The organism is Christiangramia gaetbulicola (assembly GCF_003054225.1).
GTDB classification, from domain to species: Bacteria; Bacteroidota; Bacteroidia; order Flavobacteriales; family Flavobacteriaceae; genus Christiangramia; species Christiangramia gaetbulicola.
Genome location: NZ_QBKQ01000002.1, coordinates 813,949 through 832,663 on the forward strand (window position 1 = coordinate 813,949; position 18,715 = coordinate 832,663).

Consider the following 18,715-nt stretch of genomic DNA (forward strand, 5'->3'; position numbering starts at 1 on the left):
TGAGCTGATGGGCATCTTTTTAGGAATCGGGTTGGAATATGTAGACGCTGTTTTCCAGGTTATTAAAAACAGTGATTTCTCCCAGTATACCATTGCCGGTATGAAAACCCTTGCCGTATTGTTCTTCCTGGTAAACATTCTTAAAAAGTATAATGAGGGGATCGCCGATAAAGACGGCTATACCTGGGGACTGAGTCCCGGAGAACTGGCAAAGAATTTTGCTGTGGTACTGCTGGTGATCTTTTCTACTCAGGTACTTGATTTTTTCGATAGCATCCTGGTCTCCATTGAAACACAATATAAAGACACCGCTCCTGCCCTGATCCCCCTGCAGCTTCAAGATATAGACCTGGAAACCGAAGTTGGCCCATTGGAGGTAGCCACCAAAGCCATGGCATTGCTCTACGATGCCCTGGTAACTCCATTGTATCCCGTAAAAGTCATTTCTTTTATTGTTGGCTTGTTCCTATGGGTATTAGATCTATTCATTTACCCGCTCTTCCTTGCTGAACGCTATTTTCTGCTTGGGATCTTACAGGCATTCTTTCCCCTGGTTATTAGCCTAGCAGTTTTCGAGAAATTCAGGGATATGGCCTATAATTTTTTCAGGTTGTACGCCGCGGTATATATGCTGGTGCCCGCCTTCTTCCTGGTGAATGTATTTGTAAATAACCTGTATGCAGAGATCAATACTAACTTCTGGTCTAATCTTTTAGGAAACTCGACAGACAATAATATCATCAGGATCATAGTAGAGGCCGGATCCATAGGTTTTATCGTATTCCTGAAATTCAAACTCTACAGCCGGGCCACTTCCTTCACCTTTAAACTATTCAATACTTAAACCGAACCCATTATGAAAACAGCTTACCGAAATATCTATTCAGTTTTAAAGTTAAACCGGCTGGTCGTGATTAGTGTAGTGATCCTGGCCATGGTATCCAGCGGATTCTCTGGCTGGATGGTCTATAATATTTACAAGGAAGCCATCAACAGTTCTTTCGCGGTTAATACAGACGGATCTGTAATTCCATTAAAATGGGTAAAGCAAAAGGAAAATATGGAAGTGGAAGCGCTGGCCCACCTGGAACTCTTTCATACCTACTTCTATAATATCGATGCCAGCAATTATAAAAGCAACCTGGATAAGGCTCTCTGGCTGGGTAACAGTTCGGTAGATGATCTTTACCGCCAGAAAAAGGCCGATGGGGTCTATAACCGGCTTATTCAGTATTCCCTGGTTCAGAAAGTACTGAGCATAGAATCTGAAGTTGACCTGTCGGTGGAACCCTATTTATTCCGAACCAAAACCATTTTTGAGATCAATCGCGGTACGATCACCGATACCTACGAACTGATCTCGACCGGGAACATCATCCTGGTAGATCGAAATTACCCGAATAATACCCATGGCTTACTCATCACCAATTATTTCGAAGAATCCTTAAAAAAACTGAATTATGAAAATTGAAAAGAACAAGGTGGTTTTTGCCAGTGTACTGGCCGTAGTACTCCTTTTCATAACCGCCTATACCTACATGGTATACTCTGAAGATGAAAATGAAACTGAAAACCTGGATCAAACAACAGTTCCCAAATTAGAGGGCGAAGAGAAAGAATATGAATCAAAATTAGATGCCATTAATGCGCTTAAGGAGATAAGAGAAACCAATGCACCCAGTATTTATGATGAAAGCCTGATAGATACCGCCGGTTATTATGATCCTGAACTTAGTGAACGTGAAAAACAAAGGATGATCGATAGCATTTATGAGCTGGGAAGCCTGAGAAGCGAGAAGCTGAACCAGCAATGGCAGCAGGAAGAAATCATCGAACCTGAAATTACCCTGAATGACCCTGAGGAACAAATCAATGCTGAAATAAAACAACCCCTCTCTGCCCGGGAACTGGAGCTTGAACATTTGCTTTTCTTTAGCTCGAACCCTGCTCCTATAGTGGGAATGGACAACCCGAATACCAATAACTGGATCTATGCTGAAGTGGACGGTACCCAGGTGGTAAAAAAGAATTCCAGGTTACGTATGCGGCTTAGCGAGGATGCAAAAATAGCTGGGCGGATTTATACAAAAAATAGCCTGGTATATGGCTTTATCAGCTTTCAGCCTAACCGGGCCCTTATCGAAATTGAACATATTGATCACCAGCCGGTAAAACTCAAAGCTTTTGACCTGCAGGATGGCAGCGAAGGCATCTATATAGAAAACAGTATGAGAGCCGAGGCGACCCGGGAAGTGGTGGACGACCTTATCCAGGATATCAATATTGCCGGAGTACCCCAGGTAAGCGGTATCAAAAATGTTTTTCAGCGAAACAACCGGAACATCCGGGTAACGGTCACCGATAATTATAAACTCATTTTAAAACCTACACAAAGAAATTAAATCTATAATTATGAAAACTATCTTATTAACTACAATCCTTTTTTTGCCCTTTTTTGCTGGAAACCTATTTGCACAGCCCCCCGTTTCCAGCCGACCAAGTAGTCACGTTTTGGATACCATTTTCGCCAATGATTCCAAGAATGTGGCCCTGTTCTTCCCTGCCCCTATCAGGCAGGGAATTACGGGTGCAGAAAACTTTGCATTTACCTACAACCGGGAAAAAGAACAGAATTTTGGGCTGCTGCAGGCCCAACCGGGAGATGAAAGTAATTTGCTCATTATCAGCAGTAGTGGCGCGGTTTTTTCGTATATTGTAGCTTATAAAAAACAGCTCGAAAGGCTGAATTATTTTATCTCCGAAGATCAACGTATTGGCAGCTTAAAGCCCGCCAATGTGGATACTATCCAAACGATTGCAACGGCACAAAAGGCCGGTAATATAGATTCTTATTTTAAAAGATTTAGTGATTTCTTAATTGATAGAAACCAGCGAATAGGCAGGATCAAAATTCGACGAAACGGTATTGCTCTAAGTGTAGAAAATATCGTTTTCCAGAAGGAAGCCCTGTATTTTGTGATGGAGATCGAAAATGCTTCTACGCTGGATTATGACCTGGACTATTTAAAGTTCTATATCCAGACCAGGAAACAGGGAAAGAAGAAATCCATTCAAAAGCTGGAAATAGAACCATTGTATGTGTACAGGCTTCCGGTGAAGATCCCGGAAAAGCAAAGCAAGAGAATGGTATTTGTAGTTCCAAAATTCTCCCTCGCACGAGACAAGCAATTGCTGATTGAACTTAAAGAACGCAATGGGGAGCGTGCCCTACCATTAAAGGTGAAGCCCCGGTTTATTAATAATCCTAATTGATTAGCTATGAAACGACTTCTTATAATAGGAATGCTGACTTTCCTACTCGCCTGCAGTGAAAGTCCAAAAACACCTGTTGAAACCTCTCAGATCGTGGTGGAAAGCTTTTACCAGCGTAAAAACTCCAAGTTAAAAGAATATACCACCCCCGGTCTTTATAACTCTTATATGGCCGTCCAGGAGCAGATGACTAATGGCAAAAATGGCAGCTCCAATTTCCAGCTTGTAAAAGACACTGTATATACCGATACGGCCTGGGTGAAATTTACCTCTGCCTATGCCGACCGACCCGAGACTTTTAAACTGATCAAGCAGAATGGCAAATGGAAGGTTACTGAAACTGGCTTAAGAGAGCGGAGTCCTTTATAGTGAATTAATAAAATTGGTTTCCCATGTATGCAAATGCTTGCATAGGTATTCAAACTCTTTGATCTTATTATTCGTTTGTTGGTTAGACCAATTTTTTCTTCCTAATTCTACCGAAAATCCGCGATTGGACGAAGTTCTATGCATTTTTATTTATTAAAACATTATTTTGGAATTAAATGTTCAATTAGCGATTTCGGCTTTTTTCAAATCAATACTATTGAAAATTTAACAGAAAGACTTATAGTTTTAAAAAATCATTTATTTTAGATTAATGGGAAAAGTTAATAAATCACTTTTACTCAAGACTCTTGCACACACGCCTTTTTTATAGGCTTCAAACCAATTCTTTGCCTCTGGATTTTTTAAATTTTTTAGAAGCAATTTTCTTATTTCTTCTGTATTAGGTCTGACAACAAATACACAATCAGAAACTGGTATCAATCCTTTCTGAACTTCAATAATTTTACCTACACATGATCTGCCAACTCGCGCAATTAAAATATCCCCCTTTTCAGCTTTTTTAGAATTTAATTTTGAAAAAGAATATTTTCTAAGAGATAATTTTTTGAAATTTTCATCAAAATCAGATGTATGTATAAACTTTACTCCACTATCAACTAATTGTTTTTTTGATAGATTTCCACGAAAGATTTTCACTTCAAAATCTCCAATTTTCTTATTTGAATCGGTTAATAAAGCTTTTAATGAATGGTGATTGTAGTCCATTCTATTTATTGCGATTTTCTTATCTATAGTGATTGTGTTCTCAATTTCTCCCTCAATATTAGAAATTGATAGCTCTATCCATTTATTTAATGGTTGAGTCTTTTTAATAATTAAAATGTGGGCTTTAGCTTCAGTATTTGAAAAGGACTTTGCAGGTAATTCAACAATATTTTTAATTTGATAATTTGAAACCAATTTAGCCCTAAATGAAATAAAGTTTTGGGAAGTCATTAATCCATCGGGTAGAATAATCCCAAGTTCACCTTCATCCCTCAGCATTACTAGGTTTTGAGCAAGAAATATTAGATCACTGGTTAAAATTTTATAATCCAGCATGCAACCTAGATTCGCAGCTCGAAGAATTTCGTCATAATATTTTTTTTTGGTTATTACCTTATAGGGAGGATTACAAATTCCTATATCAATGGTACCGACTTTGAGATTAAATTTCTCATTAAACTTGCATGACAAACCATTCAGCTTGATTGCTTTAATTTCTGGAAATTTTTCACTTAGAAAAGTGATATTTTTTTTGTCAATGTCCCCACCATAAATTTCTGTATTATTCCACCTATTAATGGCAGCATTTATCAAAGAACCATTGCCGGCACCAAGCTCTAAAATTTTTTGTGGATTTTCCACATTTATCTTTGATACAAGCAAATGAGAAACTAGATCGTTGGTATAATATTGGCCGAGATTTTTATTCATTAATGTAATCGGATAAATTATAAATAAATGATTTTCCTACGCCTATGGTTCTAATTTTTTTTCCGTGCGAAGGGAAGTCGTAATATATTTGAACATCCTCATTATCAATTGCGAACATACATGCTCCAATTGAATGAGGTTTTGTTCCTAAGGGAGCTAACCATATTTCGTCTTCAGATTGCGATTTTTTTATGTCATTTAAAAGCCTGTAAATTCCAAAAGGCTCATTGGCTGAAGACCGATATATAAATTGATGAGACTTGGATGATTCTAAAGTATTACGATTTTCTAAATATACATAATATTGCCAACCAGGTTGAAATGAAGGAAAACCAACAAAAGCATAGGTTTTTCTAGTACCAGGATTTATATCCTCAAAAGCTTTTCCGAAGCGATTGCCTTCAAATCCCATTATAGCAACTAATAATTTATTCTTATTATGGTCAGAAATTCTAAGAAAACCAGGCATAGAATTTACATCACAAAATTTTTCTGTTAGGTTAAATTTTAAATTTATTTCATCGTTGCTGATAGTATCATATTCTTGAGGCTCAGTATAGGTGATAAAAAACCTCTTTGGATTAAGATATTTTTTGAACAGATAGATAAAGTAAAAAAGTAAGGGATGTTTAAAACTAGTGCTATCTAATAGAATAGATTTATTATCAATTTCTAAGCTCTTCAAATCATTTAGAAGATCTGAATTCAAACTCTTATAGGCTCGTTTTTTATCAAAGAGATTTTTTTTAATTGGTATGGTAGTTTCTTCTATTTGATAGCCCTCTTCTTCGATAAGATAATTTACAGCATAAATTTTACCAGTAAAATTTTCTTTAAATTTCAGTGGAATATGGCTTGATCTAAATTCTGAATTCGAGCCCACAATCAAAATATCAATATTTTGAATAAAGTTAGGATCAGAAGAAATTAAGTTTTCTAGTTCGTAATAACGAGGTAGTGTCATTTCAAGTCAATTTGAAGCTGATTTGTACCTCCATCTCTACCTTTAACGATTGCATTAGCAACAGATTTTGCTTTTTCATCCTGTTCTAAAATCAAACTTTCCAAATTTTTTGAATTTATTCTAAGACTTCTGATAGTACGCGGTGAAATTTGAAAATATGGCGAATAGATATGATTTAAATGAAATTCAAGGTAATTTGCATCTATAGAATTAGACTTATTTTTTGTTTCTTTTTTCTTCTGTAATACAGAATGTAAAACAGCACTATTTAAAAATTTCTTACTTTCTTCTGATAAGCCATCATATTGAGTTGTAAAATGGTTTCTTTCTGGCTCACTCATTCTAGGATCTCGATGCAATCGCTCAAATATTTTCCCTAAAAACGTAACAAACCTTTTCAGCTTTGTACTGTAAGGAGAATAAGTATCTAAAGCATTAAATTTATATTCACTAACGTAATTTGCTGCATCGGTTTGTTCTGCTGAACTAAGTGCTCTAGGGGATTGAAAGTTAAAATTATTTCGATGTGCATTATTAAATGCAGTTTCGCATAATTCTATAAAATAACGAATAATCCCAGAAGAAAGCATTTGAAAAGTTTTAAAACCACTATAGTCTTTCTCCCTTTTAAATTCTTTTGTTAATAAGAAAATAATTCCGTTTTTATTATTGTGAATCCATTCTTTGAATTTGGAATCTTCTTTCTTTTTAAATTTAATGTATTCATCGAGGATTTCTGCGCCACTTAATCCTCGTTCTATAAGAATTAAAAATAGTCGAACAATAACAATATCATTTTCTTCTAGTAGTGGTTGAAATTTTTCACCATCACCGTGCTCTAATCGATGAGATAGCTTAATCTTTAGTTTATTTAAATTGGATTTTTTCGAAAGAGCATCAATTTCTTCGTCCGAATGATTTTTTAAATAGAAGTTTATATCAATATATATGTCATCTTTCCCTTTTAATTCTACTACTTGTGATAATCTCTTTTTACAAATTTCAACCAGAAATTTTTCATAATCCTCTCTTTTAAATTTTTCTAAATCAAAGTGGCTGTAGTCATCAGGATATTTTATTATTTCATTTCCAGAAAGAGTTTCATTAGTATATAGCCCTTCTTTTCTCATGCCGACATCAAAAATAACTGGGCTAGGATGTTTAATTAAGGTATTGATAATTTTTTGCTGATATGGAAGCATATTTTCAAACTCATCTATAAAAACATGGATTGTTTTATTTTTTATCAAATCATTTTTGAGAAATTCGATGGCTAGCATGTTTATTAGATAGCCGTTGGAAATAATATGCGGTTTTTTTAACCCAGTATTTGGATTATTGATATATGAAATAAGTTCAATCTCCGCGATTTTAATTTTTTCATTTAATTCTTTATAGTTGGCTGGAATACTATCAATTCCTAAAATTTTTTGAGCTTGCTGTCCAATACGTAAACTGGCTATATTAAAATTCGTATCAACATCAATAATTATTTCTAGTAATCTCTTTGAAATTTCTAAATTTAAGTATGTTGAAAATAAACTCATCCATTCACTGCCATCAATTCCTTTATGTTGGAATGCGGGAACAAAATTGGAATCGGACCTATAATAAATACCAATAATCTTTTTGGATTCAAGAAAACCTTCAGGAAAATTATTTTTTTTCTGAGCTTCTTTTTTCTGAATGAAGTAGGAATTGTACAAGAAAAACATTGTTTTTCCAGAACCTCGTCCTCCTTCTAATAAAAGAGACTTATGCTTTAATAGGCCATCAAATCTACGATGAAACGCAAAAAATTCGAATAACTGATCACCTAAATGTTCCGCTCTATCTATAGAAAATGGATTATTAAATGTCGACATCTTGACTAGAATATTTATTTAGAAAAAGAGGAAACCAATTATTATTTTTTTTATAAAATAAAGGTAATGAACAATCCGGAATTGAATGATGAAAAGCTAGAGCATAGTCAAGTCCTTCATAACCTAATAATTCAATATTATTCAGTTCACATAGATCCTCCAAAACATTTTTAAAATCTTCGACCTTATCCTTTGGGAAATAGTATGAGGAACTACCAAAAACTTTATATCGTTCATCCAGCAGTTCACTGTAGGTTATCCGTAAGTTATTTTGAGGAAAATTTTCAGGGTTATTTATTTTATGTAATCCATCGAGAGTACTAACTAAACAGAAATATTCCAATTCTATATTTGGAAATTTATTTGATATTTCTCGCATCGTTAATTCCTCAGAATCCAAAGTTATTTTTTTAAAGTTATAAAAATCTAAAATTTGTTTACCAGACCCTATAAAATCATCTATTATAATAATATTATTAGCCTTGTTCAAAGTTTTAGATTCTAATCTCATTGGATTCAGAATATTCTCTTCGGGAAAATTTAGATTATTAGTGAGATATCTTACCATAGCACCAGAACTTTCTGAAGGTTTACCTTTTGTTAGAGGAATAAAAAATAAATTTTTGAGAAAGTCTATCCTTAACTCCTCTAAATGATCATTATCTAAGGAGTAATTATGTTTGATCTCTTCTTTTAAAATTTTTCGTTTAAAAATCTTTTCAAAAACCCCAAATTTTAAAAGTCTAATTATATCATCTTCAGAATAAAAAATAAAATTATCGAGTAAGTGATATGCTGCCAATTTTTCCTTTTTTCTCTTAAAATTAGATAACCAATTTAATAAGCTTTTAGAGTTTGGTTTTGACCAAAGTCCATTTTCTATATAGAAGAAAATCTGATCTTCAACCCTTTTAATAAATTTCAACTCTTTTTCAGTAAAATCCATTTATGAATATCAATTTTTAGAAAAAACCTTCACATTGATCCTTTCCCTGCTGATCATTTTGCTCCTATTCGTAGGCTTTTTAGCTTCAATGATAACCCCCACCGAACTTTTAGCCTTCCTGCCGTTGTGGATCACCAGGTCGTTGCGCCCCTTGGTATTGATGAAATGGTCTGGATCGTAATAGGTCTTTTTCAGGAAATCGGTAACCAGGTTCTTATGAAATTCCTCAGATTCGGAATCATTGGTGCGGTCCAGTAATTGTTTAAGGTTCTCTTTAAAGCTCTCTATTCTTGAGCGATTGGGTTTAACCTTTAAAAAGGCTTTATTAAGAGCCTTTCTTGGCTTGAGTAAATTGAAACTTTTGGAATTAGTTTCCTGTTCCGTTTCCATGTAGAAATGAGGTTAGTTTAATAACAGAGAGCTTGTAGGGAACACTCTCTGAAATGGAAAATCATAAAACATGACTTCCCGTATTAAATTTTTAACAAGATATAAAGAAGATCCATATCTTAAAATCTAAAATATAAAAAGCTATCAACAGGAAATTAAGGAATAGTCTGGAAGTTTATTTTCCAAAAATCGAATGCGCCTCAGCAAGTATTTTTTGAAAGTTCCTCTCGATCTCTTCTTCTGAATAGTATACCGATACATCGGGCAAACTTCTTTCTATGGAAGGGTTTAGAAATTGTAATTTTCTATCCTGGCCATCGGCATAAGTAATGAACTCGCCCTGCTTTAGCCTGAAAAATACATCTGCCCTGATCTTTGGCACCTCTTTTTCCCCGGTAGTCACCCGGGTGTCAAAATCCAGGTTATAGCCACGGCTGATGCTTCGTGTGGGATCCTTTATGATCTCAAAAAAACGTTCATAATATTTGGCGGTATCAGGGTCGTTCACCTTTCCGAAGAACTGATAAGAAAGATTGGCCAGGATCGCCTTGCTGGCTTTGTCTCCATACATCATATCATTCTGGATCTTATCCTGCATCACATAAACGGTCGCGATATCGTAGCTCCTTAAAGTGGCCGGGATTCGATGCATATTAAGCAGCCTGATGGTAGGAGCTTCTTCCATTAAAAGGAAGGATGGATTGGATCTTCTCACGCTCATTTGTTTGGTGATCGTGTGCATGATGGTCGCGATCACAGGGGAATAGGCGGTTTCGTATTTGGGATTGTTTACCAGGCATATTACCGCTGGATTTTCCGAGTGATTGATATTCAGCGGGATTTCATCTGTCGAAAGGACCATAAAGATGTGCTTGGTGCTGATCTTCTTTAAGGCATTAGACAAGGTACTTTTCACGCCGGCAGTTTGTCTTTCAGAATCTTTTCCGCTAATAAAGGCATTGGCCATGGTTCTTGAGATAGGATTTGTATCCAGGAAAGCGATCAGGCTTTCGGTATCCAGTAACTGAAAGATCATGATCAGGTGAGGCAGGGTACAGAACTGGGGATAGGAAGTTTTAAGTTTCCAGATCAATCCCCCAATCAAACCTTCAGCCGCATCATTAAAGAACTTATTGGTACCCGTTGCCCCTGTTTCTTTTTGCTCCAGAAGATTTTCAATGAGTACCCTGGAAATTTCATTCACGCTTTCCTCATTCTCAAGATACCTGGGAGCAATTGGATTGACTCGATGAACGATCTTATCGAAAGAAACTATATAAAAAGGAAGCTGCGATCTTTTAAAAACGGGATAGGCCATTTCGGTCAGTTCAAGATCCTTGTAATCATGTATGACCCCGCTGAAGGAAAAGTTACTGAAATGCTTAAGAAAACCATGCACCAGGCTTTCAGTTTTCCCGCTACCAGCTGAACCTATTATGGAAACTCCCCGGCGGATATTATTGATCGAGAATTCACCCTTATCTGTCTTAAAAGTCACCTGGTATTTCATGTCCACGTTCTCCTTCCTTTTATCCTGATGGAAAACATAAAATATGGTATTTCCTAAGAGCAAAGGACATCCAAGGTATAAACTTACTTCTGAAATATAATTTAGATCCAGCTCTGGATAAACAAGGTAAACAAGAAGACAAAGACTAATGATCAGGTTGAATAAATAAGCCATTTTAAAGATCCTGAAATTCAGGAAAAACAGGAGGTAAAGTCCGAATACAAGTAGTATGATATTAATGGCTGTCATGACATTATTTATTAAACCCCAATAGAACCGGAACTTATCGCTGTATCTATTCCTCGCTTCAGCTTATTGAAGACCTTAAGAGCCAGTTGCGCTTTATTAACGGGAATGGCAGGAATCATAGGCACTCCCCTTTCTCTTAACATTTTAAAAGCCATCGCTTTTTCATTCGCAGGTAAACCCAGGAGTACGGAAAAATAGATCTTCGGATCTTTAATAAATTGTTTCCTGGCCTCATAAGTTTCCATAAAATTTCGTTCATATTTGAATAGGCGGTCAAAGCTTTGCTCTGCCCTGTTGAAAAAGGCGTCCCTGTCAAAACCCCGTTTCACCAGTTTTCCATTGAACTCGACTTCAGAAGACTTGTATTTACTTCCCGGGGAAAGGCTATAAGAATTAGACATATCCTTTCGGCTAACGATGATATGAATATGGCTTTGATTTCCCGCCTTTAACATGCCTTGAGTAATTCGCTTTCCATTTAACTGATGTGGCGCCTCCCTTTCAAGTCGGGCTATCTTCTTTTCCAGTTTTGAGACATCTCCAATTATTTCTCCGCGTTTGATTTTTTGAATTTCGTCTTTACACTTTAATATTCTTGTAGCATATGGCTGATTTTCCCGAACCTGAACATCGGTACCTTTAAAAGTCCTCTGGTGCTCTATTTTCGCATAATACTTTATGTCTCGAACGCTTATGGCTTTTCCATTGATCTCCCTGTTAAAACTGGCCGCATAGTCTTTCATGATCTCACGGGTATAGGTTTTTAGATCCAGGCTATGATTTTGTAATTTTCGAAGCTCATACTGCGAAGGGCTCACCGTGATGGCATAGAATTTAGGTTCTACTTTTTTTAATTTTGAAGTATTGGCATCTATATCCCTAACAACCTCCTGGGTGTTTAGCTTCTCCCCATCCTGATTAAAGAAATGCTCCATATCTTCTATTTCGAGATTCTGGTTTTCCTTCTCCAGATACTCCACATAATCGGCTGCACTTTGAGAAAAAGTACTTCCTAATTTCTGAGGGGTGATCGTGATATACATTTTAATGGTCTTGATATTATAATTTCTTTTCAGGTAAAGTTGGATCGCTTTTTTCCAGGATCAGGGGTTTCTTTTTGGGTTCATTTTCTTCCATTAGAGCTTGCAAAATGGCCAGGGTAGGATTGGCTTTATTCTTCTCTACATTCTTCATGATCGCAATGATCGCATTGGTTCTCCTTTTAAAAAGTTTTTCAAGTTTCCTTCCGGTAGGACCAAATCTTTCCGTAGGTGACATCTCGTTGTAAAAGAAAAAATCCAGCATACATTCCATTGCATCAGTATGGGTTTTGAATTGTTTTTTAGAAAACTCCTGAAACCGTTTAGCTGTTTTCCGTTTGAATCGAATGGTGATAAATGTGTCCATATCTTTCGCATATTTGAGGCTTTGACGCAATTTTTGCAAGGATTACTAGCGGTTTCAGATGATTTGACGCAAATAGCTGAGAAATTGAATTTTCCCGTTTCTGAAATCACCAGAAAAACCGGGCGGTTCGAAGGAAATTGGAACATGTAACATCGCGTAGCGTGTTATCCTCTTGCTATTCCATTTCCGTCACGCGCAGGCGTGACAAAAATTTCATACAAACCCGGCCAGGGGGTGAATTGCATCATATTAAATAAAAATTTTGATAATTATGTTGAGCAGCGAAAGTCAGAATAGTAGGCTCAACATAGTATTTAAATTCGCTGTTTTACAGCTTTCTAAATATACGATTTTTCTAAATCAAGAAATAAAAAAGACCTGAGTTTATCAGGTCTTATAAATTGATAATTATGGTTTATAAAAGTCCTTCATCTGCAAAACTGAAGAACTGGCCGTCTGGAGTTATAATCAAATGATCCAAAACTTTTATATCCAAAAGTAAGCCAGCTTTTATTATCTTCTCGGTTAAGCATTTATCTGCTTCGCTAGGCTTTAAAGTTCCGCTGGGATGATTATGAGAAAGGATTACTGCCGTTGTTAAGCTCTTAAGTATAACAGCGAAAACTATTCTAAGATCTACCATAGTTCCGGTGATTCCACCGCTGGAAACTTCATAAATGCCTTTAACCCTATTGGCGTTATTGAGTAACATAATCTTAAAACACTCCTGTAGTCCAATTTTATCTTTATTCCAGGTTTTGTAAAAAACTGCGGTTGCATCTTCTGAAGAGGTGATCTTAGGAGCCTCAGCAATCTTAAAACTACCCCTATATTTTATCGATATTTCATTAACTTTAGTTTTCATATTAATCGTATTTAATGGTTAAGTGAAAAGAGGGCGTTACCGTGAACAAGTACCCGCCCTCTTGTTTTTAATTACCTGGCTGAATCGTCATTTCTTGCACTTAATAAAAGGATTTCATTGGCTTCCACTTCGGTTACATAACGCTTAACGCCTTCGTTATCCTCGTAGCTTCTGGACTTCAGTTTTCCACTAACTCCAATCTCTTTTCCCTTGCCGGCATATTTCTCGATAATTTCCGCGGTTCTTCCCCAGGCTACAATGGTATGCCATTCGGTGTTCTGAACTTTCTCACCCTGTTCGTTTTTGTAATACTCATTGGTTGCAAGTGAAAAACGGGCAACTTTCTTTCCGCTTTCCAGGTTGGTGATTTGTGGTTCCTGACCCACATACCCGATTAACTGTACATGATTTCTTAGAGTGCTCATGATTATAATATTTAAGATTAATAATTTACCTGAACCTTTCAGGCTTTTGCTTTTACATGATTTACTTTTTGTATCTGGAGCGTTTTCCTTTTTTGTTGTTTTTGAGGTGGCTTCCATTGATATGTTATCGTATGATTTCATGATGTTCATTTTAGATTTACTTCCCGTAGCGCTTTCGCTGTTACCTTTTTTTGTTGCTTATACAGTTTTCAATATTTGGAATTGAAAAGGACTTATAAAAAGGAGCTTGCGACTGGCTTATGCAGTCCGTCAATTTCCAAATGTTGGTATTTTGCTGTCAAAAAAAGAGTGAAACAGTGAAGGGGTTGAAGTATTTCTAAAGGTCCATGGGAAATAAGATAATATGGGGAGCCACCTCAAAGAATTAAATGGGATTCCGCTTAAGCGGACTCCATTCTCGATTGTGGATGGAATGGAGTAATCCAATTTATTTAATAGGTTTGGATTTGCGAAATGTAGGCCTAAGATCGGGGATGGTGTCCAAGACTTTTAAAGCGAAGCTCTTTGCCCGAAATGTAGCTGTTTAGCGAAATGCAGCGGCAATTTGCTGAGCTTTATTTCCTAATTTTATTGGATTTTCCCACCATTTAGATCAGAGTAATTTCCCAATTTTCAGTTTCCAATAATAAAGCAATTAAAAATAAATATCATATAAAGGACAAAATTGTCCTTTATATGATATTTGTCATATTTTCTGATTCCCTTCCACTATATTTTTGATTTAACATTTAAATATCTATCACCATGAAATATGTACTAAAAACTCTTGGTCTACTGATTTTGTTAATAATCATTAGCTGTGGCGGAAAAGAAGAAAAGAAGGAATCTGATGAAATTCAGCTGGGAAACTACGCTAAAAAAGAAGAAGTGAAAAAGCCTGAAGCATCATCTGCTAATGTTGACATGAATGACATGAGCAACAAAGGGATCGGGCCTATCAAAAAAATAGAAATTCCTGATGAGATAGACCCTGAAATGGCAGCCAAGGGTAAAGCCATCTTCGATTCCAAATGTATGGCCTGCCATAAACCCGATAAGAAATTCATCGGTCCTGCCCCAAAAGGAGTTCTGGGCAGAAGGTCCCCGGAATGGGTGATGAACATGATGCTCAATCCTGAGGAAATGATCCTTAAAGATCCTATCGCAAAACAATTATTAATAGAACACAACGGCTCTCCCATGGCCAATCAAAACCTGACCGAGGAAGATGCCAGACAGCTTCTGGAATACTTTAGGACGCTTGACTAAAGCCTAGAAACAGCTAACTAAATCAATTAAATATGAAAGCAATTATCAAATTTTTTCTATTGACAATTCTCATTGCGGGTATTTCCGCATGCAGAAATAGCAGCGAAGCAGAAGAAGAGGATATTTCTGCTTCAACAGAACAAGCCAGTGAAGAAAGGCAGGGCCAGGCTTTTGTAAAGGATGATGTTTCAGAGCCTACTGTTCTCGACATTGCAATACAGTCTGAAGACCACTCGACCCTGGTGGCAGCCGTACAGACCGCCGAACTTGAAAATGCCCTGGTTAACGCAGGGCCATTAATGGTCTTTGCCCCTACCGATGAAGCGTTTGAAGCACTACCTGAAGGTACCGTGGATGATCTTTTAAAACCTGAGAATAAAAATAAGCTCTCACTTATACTAAAACACCATGTAACGCCGGGAAAATACGATAAGGAGTTTCTCAAGAAGTTCAAAAAACTGGGACAGGCCAGTGACCTTAGCGTCCCCGTGGAAGTCAAAGGTGAAGATGTGTATGTGGGTGGAGCTAAAATAATTGCTAGTGTGCCTGCCGGCAACGGGATTGTACACGTGGTTGACAAAGTAATAATTCCCGAAAATTAATAAGCCTATAAATCAATCTTACAATCATGAAAAAATCAGTTTTATTTATAATATCGCTGTTCATGTCAGCAACTTTCATTAGCTGTAATAACAGTGAAAACTCCAAAAATGGAGATCGTGGAGCCTTAGCATCCAGTGCCGCTGAAAAAACATACGTGGCGCCCGGAGAACATGATGAGTTCTACGCGTTCATCTCAGGAGGGTTTAGCGGACAGTTATCTGTCTACGGTCTGCCTTCCGGAAGGTTATTAAAGGTTATTCCTGTATTTTCTCAGGACGCTGAAAAGGCCTGGGGATATAACGAGGAAACAAAACCTATGTTAAACACTTCCCACGGATTTATCCCATGGGATGATGCTCACCACCCCGACATTTCCCAAACCGCTGGAAAACTGGATGGACGCTGGGTATTTATTAACGGTAACAATACGCCGAGAATTGCCAAGATAGACCTTACTACTTTCGAGACTACAGAGATCATTGAAGTACCAAACTCTGCAGGAAACCACAGTTCATCTTTCGTTACTGAAAATACTGAATATGTAGTCGCAGGAACCAGGTTCTCTGTACCAGTACCTCAGCGCGACATGCCTATAAATGAATACAAAGGTAATTTTAAAGGTGCGCTTACATTCATTAGCGTAGAACCCGAAGAAGGGCATATGGACATCAAATTCCAACTAATGATGCCTGGATTTGATTATGATCTTGCTCATCCGGGACGTGGAAAATCCCACGGCTGGTTCTTTTTCTCTACTTATAATACCGAAGAGGCCAACACCCTTATGGAAGTTAACTCTTCACAGAACGATAAGGACTTTATCGCGGCGGTTAACTGGAAGAAGATCGAAGAATATGTGAATAACGGCGGTGGTAAAAAAGTGCCGGCAAATTATGCTCATAATATCTACGACGAGGAAACTCATACGGCAACCTCAACAATGAAGAAAGAGGTGCTTACAGTAGATCCTCTGGAAGTTCCTGGAGCAGTATTCCTTTTACCTACTCCTAAATCCCCTCACGGTTGTGATGTGGATCCAACAGGAGAGTATATCATTGGGAACGGTAAACTATCAGCCGACCTTACCGTTCACTCCTATTCTAAGATGATAGATGCAATAGAGAATGAAAAATTTGACGGAGATGCATACGGAATTCCGATCCTGAAATTTGAGGACGTTCTTGCAGGAACTGTTAAACAGGCAGGTCTGGGACCACTTCATACAGAATTTGACGGTAAAGGAAACGGATATACTTCTTTCTTCATCTCTTCTGAAGTTGTAAAGTGGAACGTTGAAACCCAGGAGGTAATAGACAGAAAACCTAGTTATTACTCTGTAGGGCACGTAATGATTCCAGGAGGAAATTCTGCTGAACCATTCGGTAAGTATGTTGTTTCAATGAACAAAATCACTAAAGATCGTTATCTGCCTACAGGTCCTGAGGTAACTCATTCTGCACAGCTTTATGATATCTCTGGAGAAAAAATGGAGTTACTACTTGATTTTCCAACTATTGGAGAACCGCATTATGCGGCAGGTATTCCGGCAGATATTATCAAACCTAATTCCAAGAAGATCTATAAACTGGATGAGAACAAACACGAACACGCAACCCTTTCTAACGGAGATGCCCGCGTGGAAAGAGACGGGAATGAGGTTCATGTTTATATGACCATGATTAGAAGCCACTTTACACCTGACAATATTGAAGGTATCAAAGTTGGAGATAAAGTGTACTTCCACGTTACCAATCACGAACAGGATTACGATGTGCCTCACGGAATCAGTATGATCGGTGCCAACACCTCTGAATTGTTGATTATGCCCGGACAGACCGAAACCTTCGTCTGGGAACCAAAACAACCCGGAGTGTGGCCATTCTACTGTACCGACTTCTGTTCAGCACTGCACCAGGAAATGCAGGGATATGTTAGAGTCTCTCCTGCTGACTCAAACATAGAACTAAGCTGGTCACTAGGTGAAGATTGATGTTTAGTTAGATTGGAAATGCATGAATGAGACGGCGTGTGTTTCCGTAAGGCGGGAGGTTGATGAGCTCTCGCCTTTCTCTTAAAATATATAACGATGAAAAAAGCCGGAATAATAATGATCATTGGCTCTCTGCTTTTGCTGGGCCTGTTTAAGTTCCCTCTGTGGAATATCATGCTGGGCGCTCCGCAATATCCTGATCCTCTTGGAATGAATATCCACATAACGGGGATTAAAGGAGTTCACGAGTTCGATATTCAAAACATAGATGGCCTTAACCATTATATAGGCATGAAAAAGATCCCTAAACCTGAAGAAATGTGGGAGTTTGATGTATTTCCAAAGGTGATTTTGGGAATGGTGACCCTGGGAGTGGTAATAGGTCTTTTAGGCATTTTCAAAAAACTAAGCTTTAGGTGGTTCCTGGGCTGGCTTATCCTGATGAGCATCCTTGGAGTTCTTGGAATGTATGACTTCAATCTCTGGCTTACCGAATATGGTACCGACCTGGACCCGAATGCCATCATGAAAATGACACATCCAGACGGATCGCCAATGACCTACAAGCCACCTCTGTTCGGGCACCAGAAAATGCTGAATTTTGACGTGGATTCCTATCCGCATACAGGAGGCTATATGCTGTTTGCTGGAATGCTACTTACTCTCATTGCATTCTTCGTTGGAAAAAGAGAATGGAAAACTCAAAAAATTTAGATCATGAAAAGTTCAATTTACATACTCATTTTAGCCTTAAGCCTGATCTCCTGCGAAATAGGTCCAGAACCCATCCATTATGGAGAAGATGGCTGCGAATACTGCAAAATGACCATCGTTGATCGACAGCATGCTGCCGAACTGGTTACCAGTAAAGGCAAGGTTTATAAATTCGATGCGATTGAATGCATGGTCAATTTCAGGAAAGATCACAAGGATATTCAATATGCTCTTTACCTGGTTACTGATTTCAGTAATCCGGGAGAGCTTGTAGATGCTACTATATCTACATTCCTGATCAGTGAAAATATTTCGAGTCCAATGGGCGCAAATCTTTCAGCTTTTTATGATGAATCTGCTGCTAGAGAGATCCAATCAACTCATGGAGGAGAAATATATGACTGGCATGAAATTCAACCATTTATCGGTAAAAACTAAC

General features: G+C 37.4%; 20 protein-coding genes. 10 read left to right on the forward strand and 10 right to left on the reverse strand.

What is annotated here, in order from left to right:
- Positions 1-7: 7 nt before the first annotated feature.
- The 5 genes from C8P64_RS10410 to C8P64_RS10430 are packed head-to-tail and all read left to right on the forward strand — an operon-like array spanning position 8 to position 3,642.
- The gene (locus tag C8P64_RS10410; protein ID WP_108171997.1) at positions 8-844 is read left to right on the forward strand and encodes a hypothetical protein; all 837 of its coding nucleotides are present in this window, start codon (positions 8-10) and stop codon (positions 842-844) included.
- 12 nt (positions 845-856) lie between these two features.
- Complete coding sequence (locus C8P64_RS10415) at positions 857-1,471, forward strand: conjugal transfer protein TraK (protein ID WP_108171998.1); 615 nt, start codon at positions 857-859, stop codon at positions 1,469-1,471.
- On the forward strand, positions 1,461-2,402 hold the full coding sequence (traM, locus tag C8P64_RS10420; RefSeq protein WP_108171999.1) for a conjugative transposon protein TraM: 942 nt from the start codon (positions 1,461-1,463) through the stop codon (positions 2,400-2,402). The genes C8P64_RS10415 and traM overlap by 11 nt, the downstream gene beginning before the upstream one ends.
- A 10-nt stretch (positions 2,403-2,412) precedes the next feature.
- On the forward strand, positions 2,413-3,273 hold the full coding sequence (locus tag C8P64_RS10425) for a DUF4138 domain-containing protein (protein ID WP_108172000.1): 861 nt from the start codon (positions 2,413-2,415) through the stop codon (positions 3,271-3,273).
- 6 nt (positions 3,274-3,279) lie between these two features.
- Positions 3,280-3,642, forward strand: coding sequence for a hypothetical protein (locus C8P64_RS10430; RefSeq protein WP_108172001.1), 363 nt, complete (start codon positions 3,280-3,282; stop codon positions 3,640-3,642).
- A gap of 258 nt (positions 3,643-3,900) precedes the next feature.
- Here the strand turns inward: C8P64_RS10430 and C8P64_RS10435 are convergent, their stop codons facing one another.
- From C8P64_RS10435 to C8P64_RS10480, 10 genes are all read right to left on the reverse strand, one after another.
- Positions 3,901-5,079: an N-6 DNA methylase gene (locus C8P64_RS10435; RefSeq protein WP_108172002.1), complete on the reverse strand. Its 1,179-nt coding sequence runs from the start codon at positions 5,077-5,079 to the stop codon at positions 3,901-3,903.
- On the reverse strand, positions 5,072-6,043 hold the full coding sequence (locus tag C8P64_RS10440; RefSeq protein ID WP_108172003.1) for a hypothetical protein: 972 nt from the start codon (positions 6,041-6,043) through the stop codon (positions 5,072-5,074). The genes C8P64_RS10435 and C8P64_RS10440 overlap by 8 nt, the downstream gene beginning before the upstream one ends.
- Positions 6,040-7,908, reverse strand: a complete 1,869-nt coding sequence (locus C8P64_RS10445) for an ORC-CDC6 family AAA ATPase (protein WP_108172004.1) — start codon at positions 7,906-7,908, stop codon at positions 6,040-6,042. The genes C8P64_RS10440 and C8P64_RS10445 overlap by 4 nt, the downstream gene beginning before the upstream one ends.
- Entirely contained in the window at positions 7,895-8,854 is a 960-nt protein-coding gene (locus tag C8P64_RS10450; protein ID WP_108172005.1) for a phosphoribosyltransferase-like protein, read from the reverse strand. The genes C8P64_RS10445 and C8P64_RS10450 overlap by 14 nt, the downstream gene beginning before the upstream one ends.
- Before the next feature lie 9 nt (positions 8,855-8,863).
- On the reverse strand, positions 8,864-9,244 hold the full coding sequence (locus C8P64_RS10455; RefSeq protein ID WP_211307615.1) for a DUF7149 domain-containing protein: 381 nt from the start codon (positions 9,242-9,244) through the stop codon (positions 8,864-8,866).
- Positions 9,245-9,419: 175 nt separating this feature from the next.
- Complete coding sequence (locus C8P64_RS10460; protein WP_108172006.1) at positions 9,420-11,003, reverse strand: type IV secretory system conjugative DNA transfer family protein; 1,584 nt, start codon at positions 11,001-11,003, stop codon at positions 9,420-9,422.
- Between the two features lie 11 nt (positions 11,004-11,014).
- Positions 11,015-12,046, reverse strand: a complete 1,032-nt coding sequence (gene mobB / locus C8P64_RS10465; RefSeq protein ID WP_108172007.1) for a MobB family relaxase — start codon at positions 12,044-12,046, stop codon at positions 11,015-11,017.
- Between the two features lie 16 nt (positions 12,047-12,062).
- On the reverse strand, positions 12,063-12,410 hold the full coding sequence (locus C8P64_RS10470) for a BfmA/BtgA family mobilization protein (RefSeq protein WP_108172237.1): 348 nt from the start codon (positions 12,408-12,410) through the stop codon (positions 12,063-12,065).
- 415 nt (positions 12,411-12,825) lie between these two features.
- Positions 12,826-13,275, reverse strand: a complete 450-nt coding sequence (locus C8P64_RS10475) for a JAB domain-containing protein (protein WP_108172008.1) — start codon at positions 13,273-13,275, stop codon at positions 12,826-12,828.
- A 71-nt stretch (positions 13,276-13,346) separates the two neighbouring features.
- A complete protein-coding gene (locus C8P64_RS10480) occupies positions 13,347-13,700 on the reverse strand; it encodes a single-stranded DNA-binding protein (protein ID WP_108172238.1) in 354 nt (117 codons plus the stop codon).
- Positions 13,701-14,465: 765 nt separating this feature from the next.
- On the opposite strand from C8P64_RS10480, the gene C8P64_RS10485 reads away from it, so the two are divergent.
- From C8P64_RS10485 to C8P64_RS10505, 5 genes are all read left to right on the forward strand, one after another.
- Positions 14,466-14,969 (forward strand): c-type cytochrome, encoded by a 504-nt coding sequence (locus C8P64_RS10485; protein ID WP_108172009.1) that lies wholly within the window; start codon positions 14,466-14,468, stop codon positions 14,967-14,969.
- A gap of 32 nt (positions 14,970-15,001) precedes the next feature.
- Complete coding sequence (locus C8P64_RS10490; RefSeq protein ID WP_108172010.1) at positions 15,002-15,571, forward strand: fasciclin domain-containing protein; 570 nt, start codon at positions 15,002-15,004, stop codon at positions 15,569-15,571.
- Positions 15,572-15,597: 26 nt separating this feature from the next.
- Positions 15,598-17,562, forward strand: coding sequence for a Sec-dependent nitrous-oxide reductase (gene nosZ, locus C8P64_RS10495; protein ID WP_108172011.1), 1,965 nt, complete (start codon positions 15,598-15,600; stop codon positions 17,560-17,562).
- Positions 17,563-17,658: 96 nt separating this feature from the next.
- On the forward strand, positions 17,659-18,276 hold the full coding sequence (locus C8P64_RS10500) for a hypothetical protein (RefSeq protein ID WP_108172012.1): 618 nt from the start codon (positions 17,659-17,661) through the stop codon (positions 18,274-18,276).
- Positions 18,277-18,279: 3 nt separating this feature from the next.
- Positions 18,280-18,714 (forward strand): nitrous oxide reductase accessory protein NosL, encoded by a 435-nt coding sequence (locus C8P64_RS10505; RefSeq protein ID WP_108172013.1) that lies wholly within the window; start codon positions 18,280-18,282, stop codon positions 18,712-18,714.
- Position 18,715: the final 1 nt, after the last annotated feature.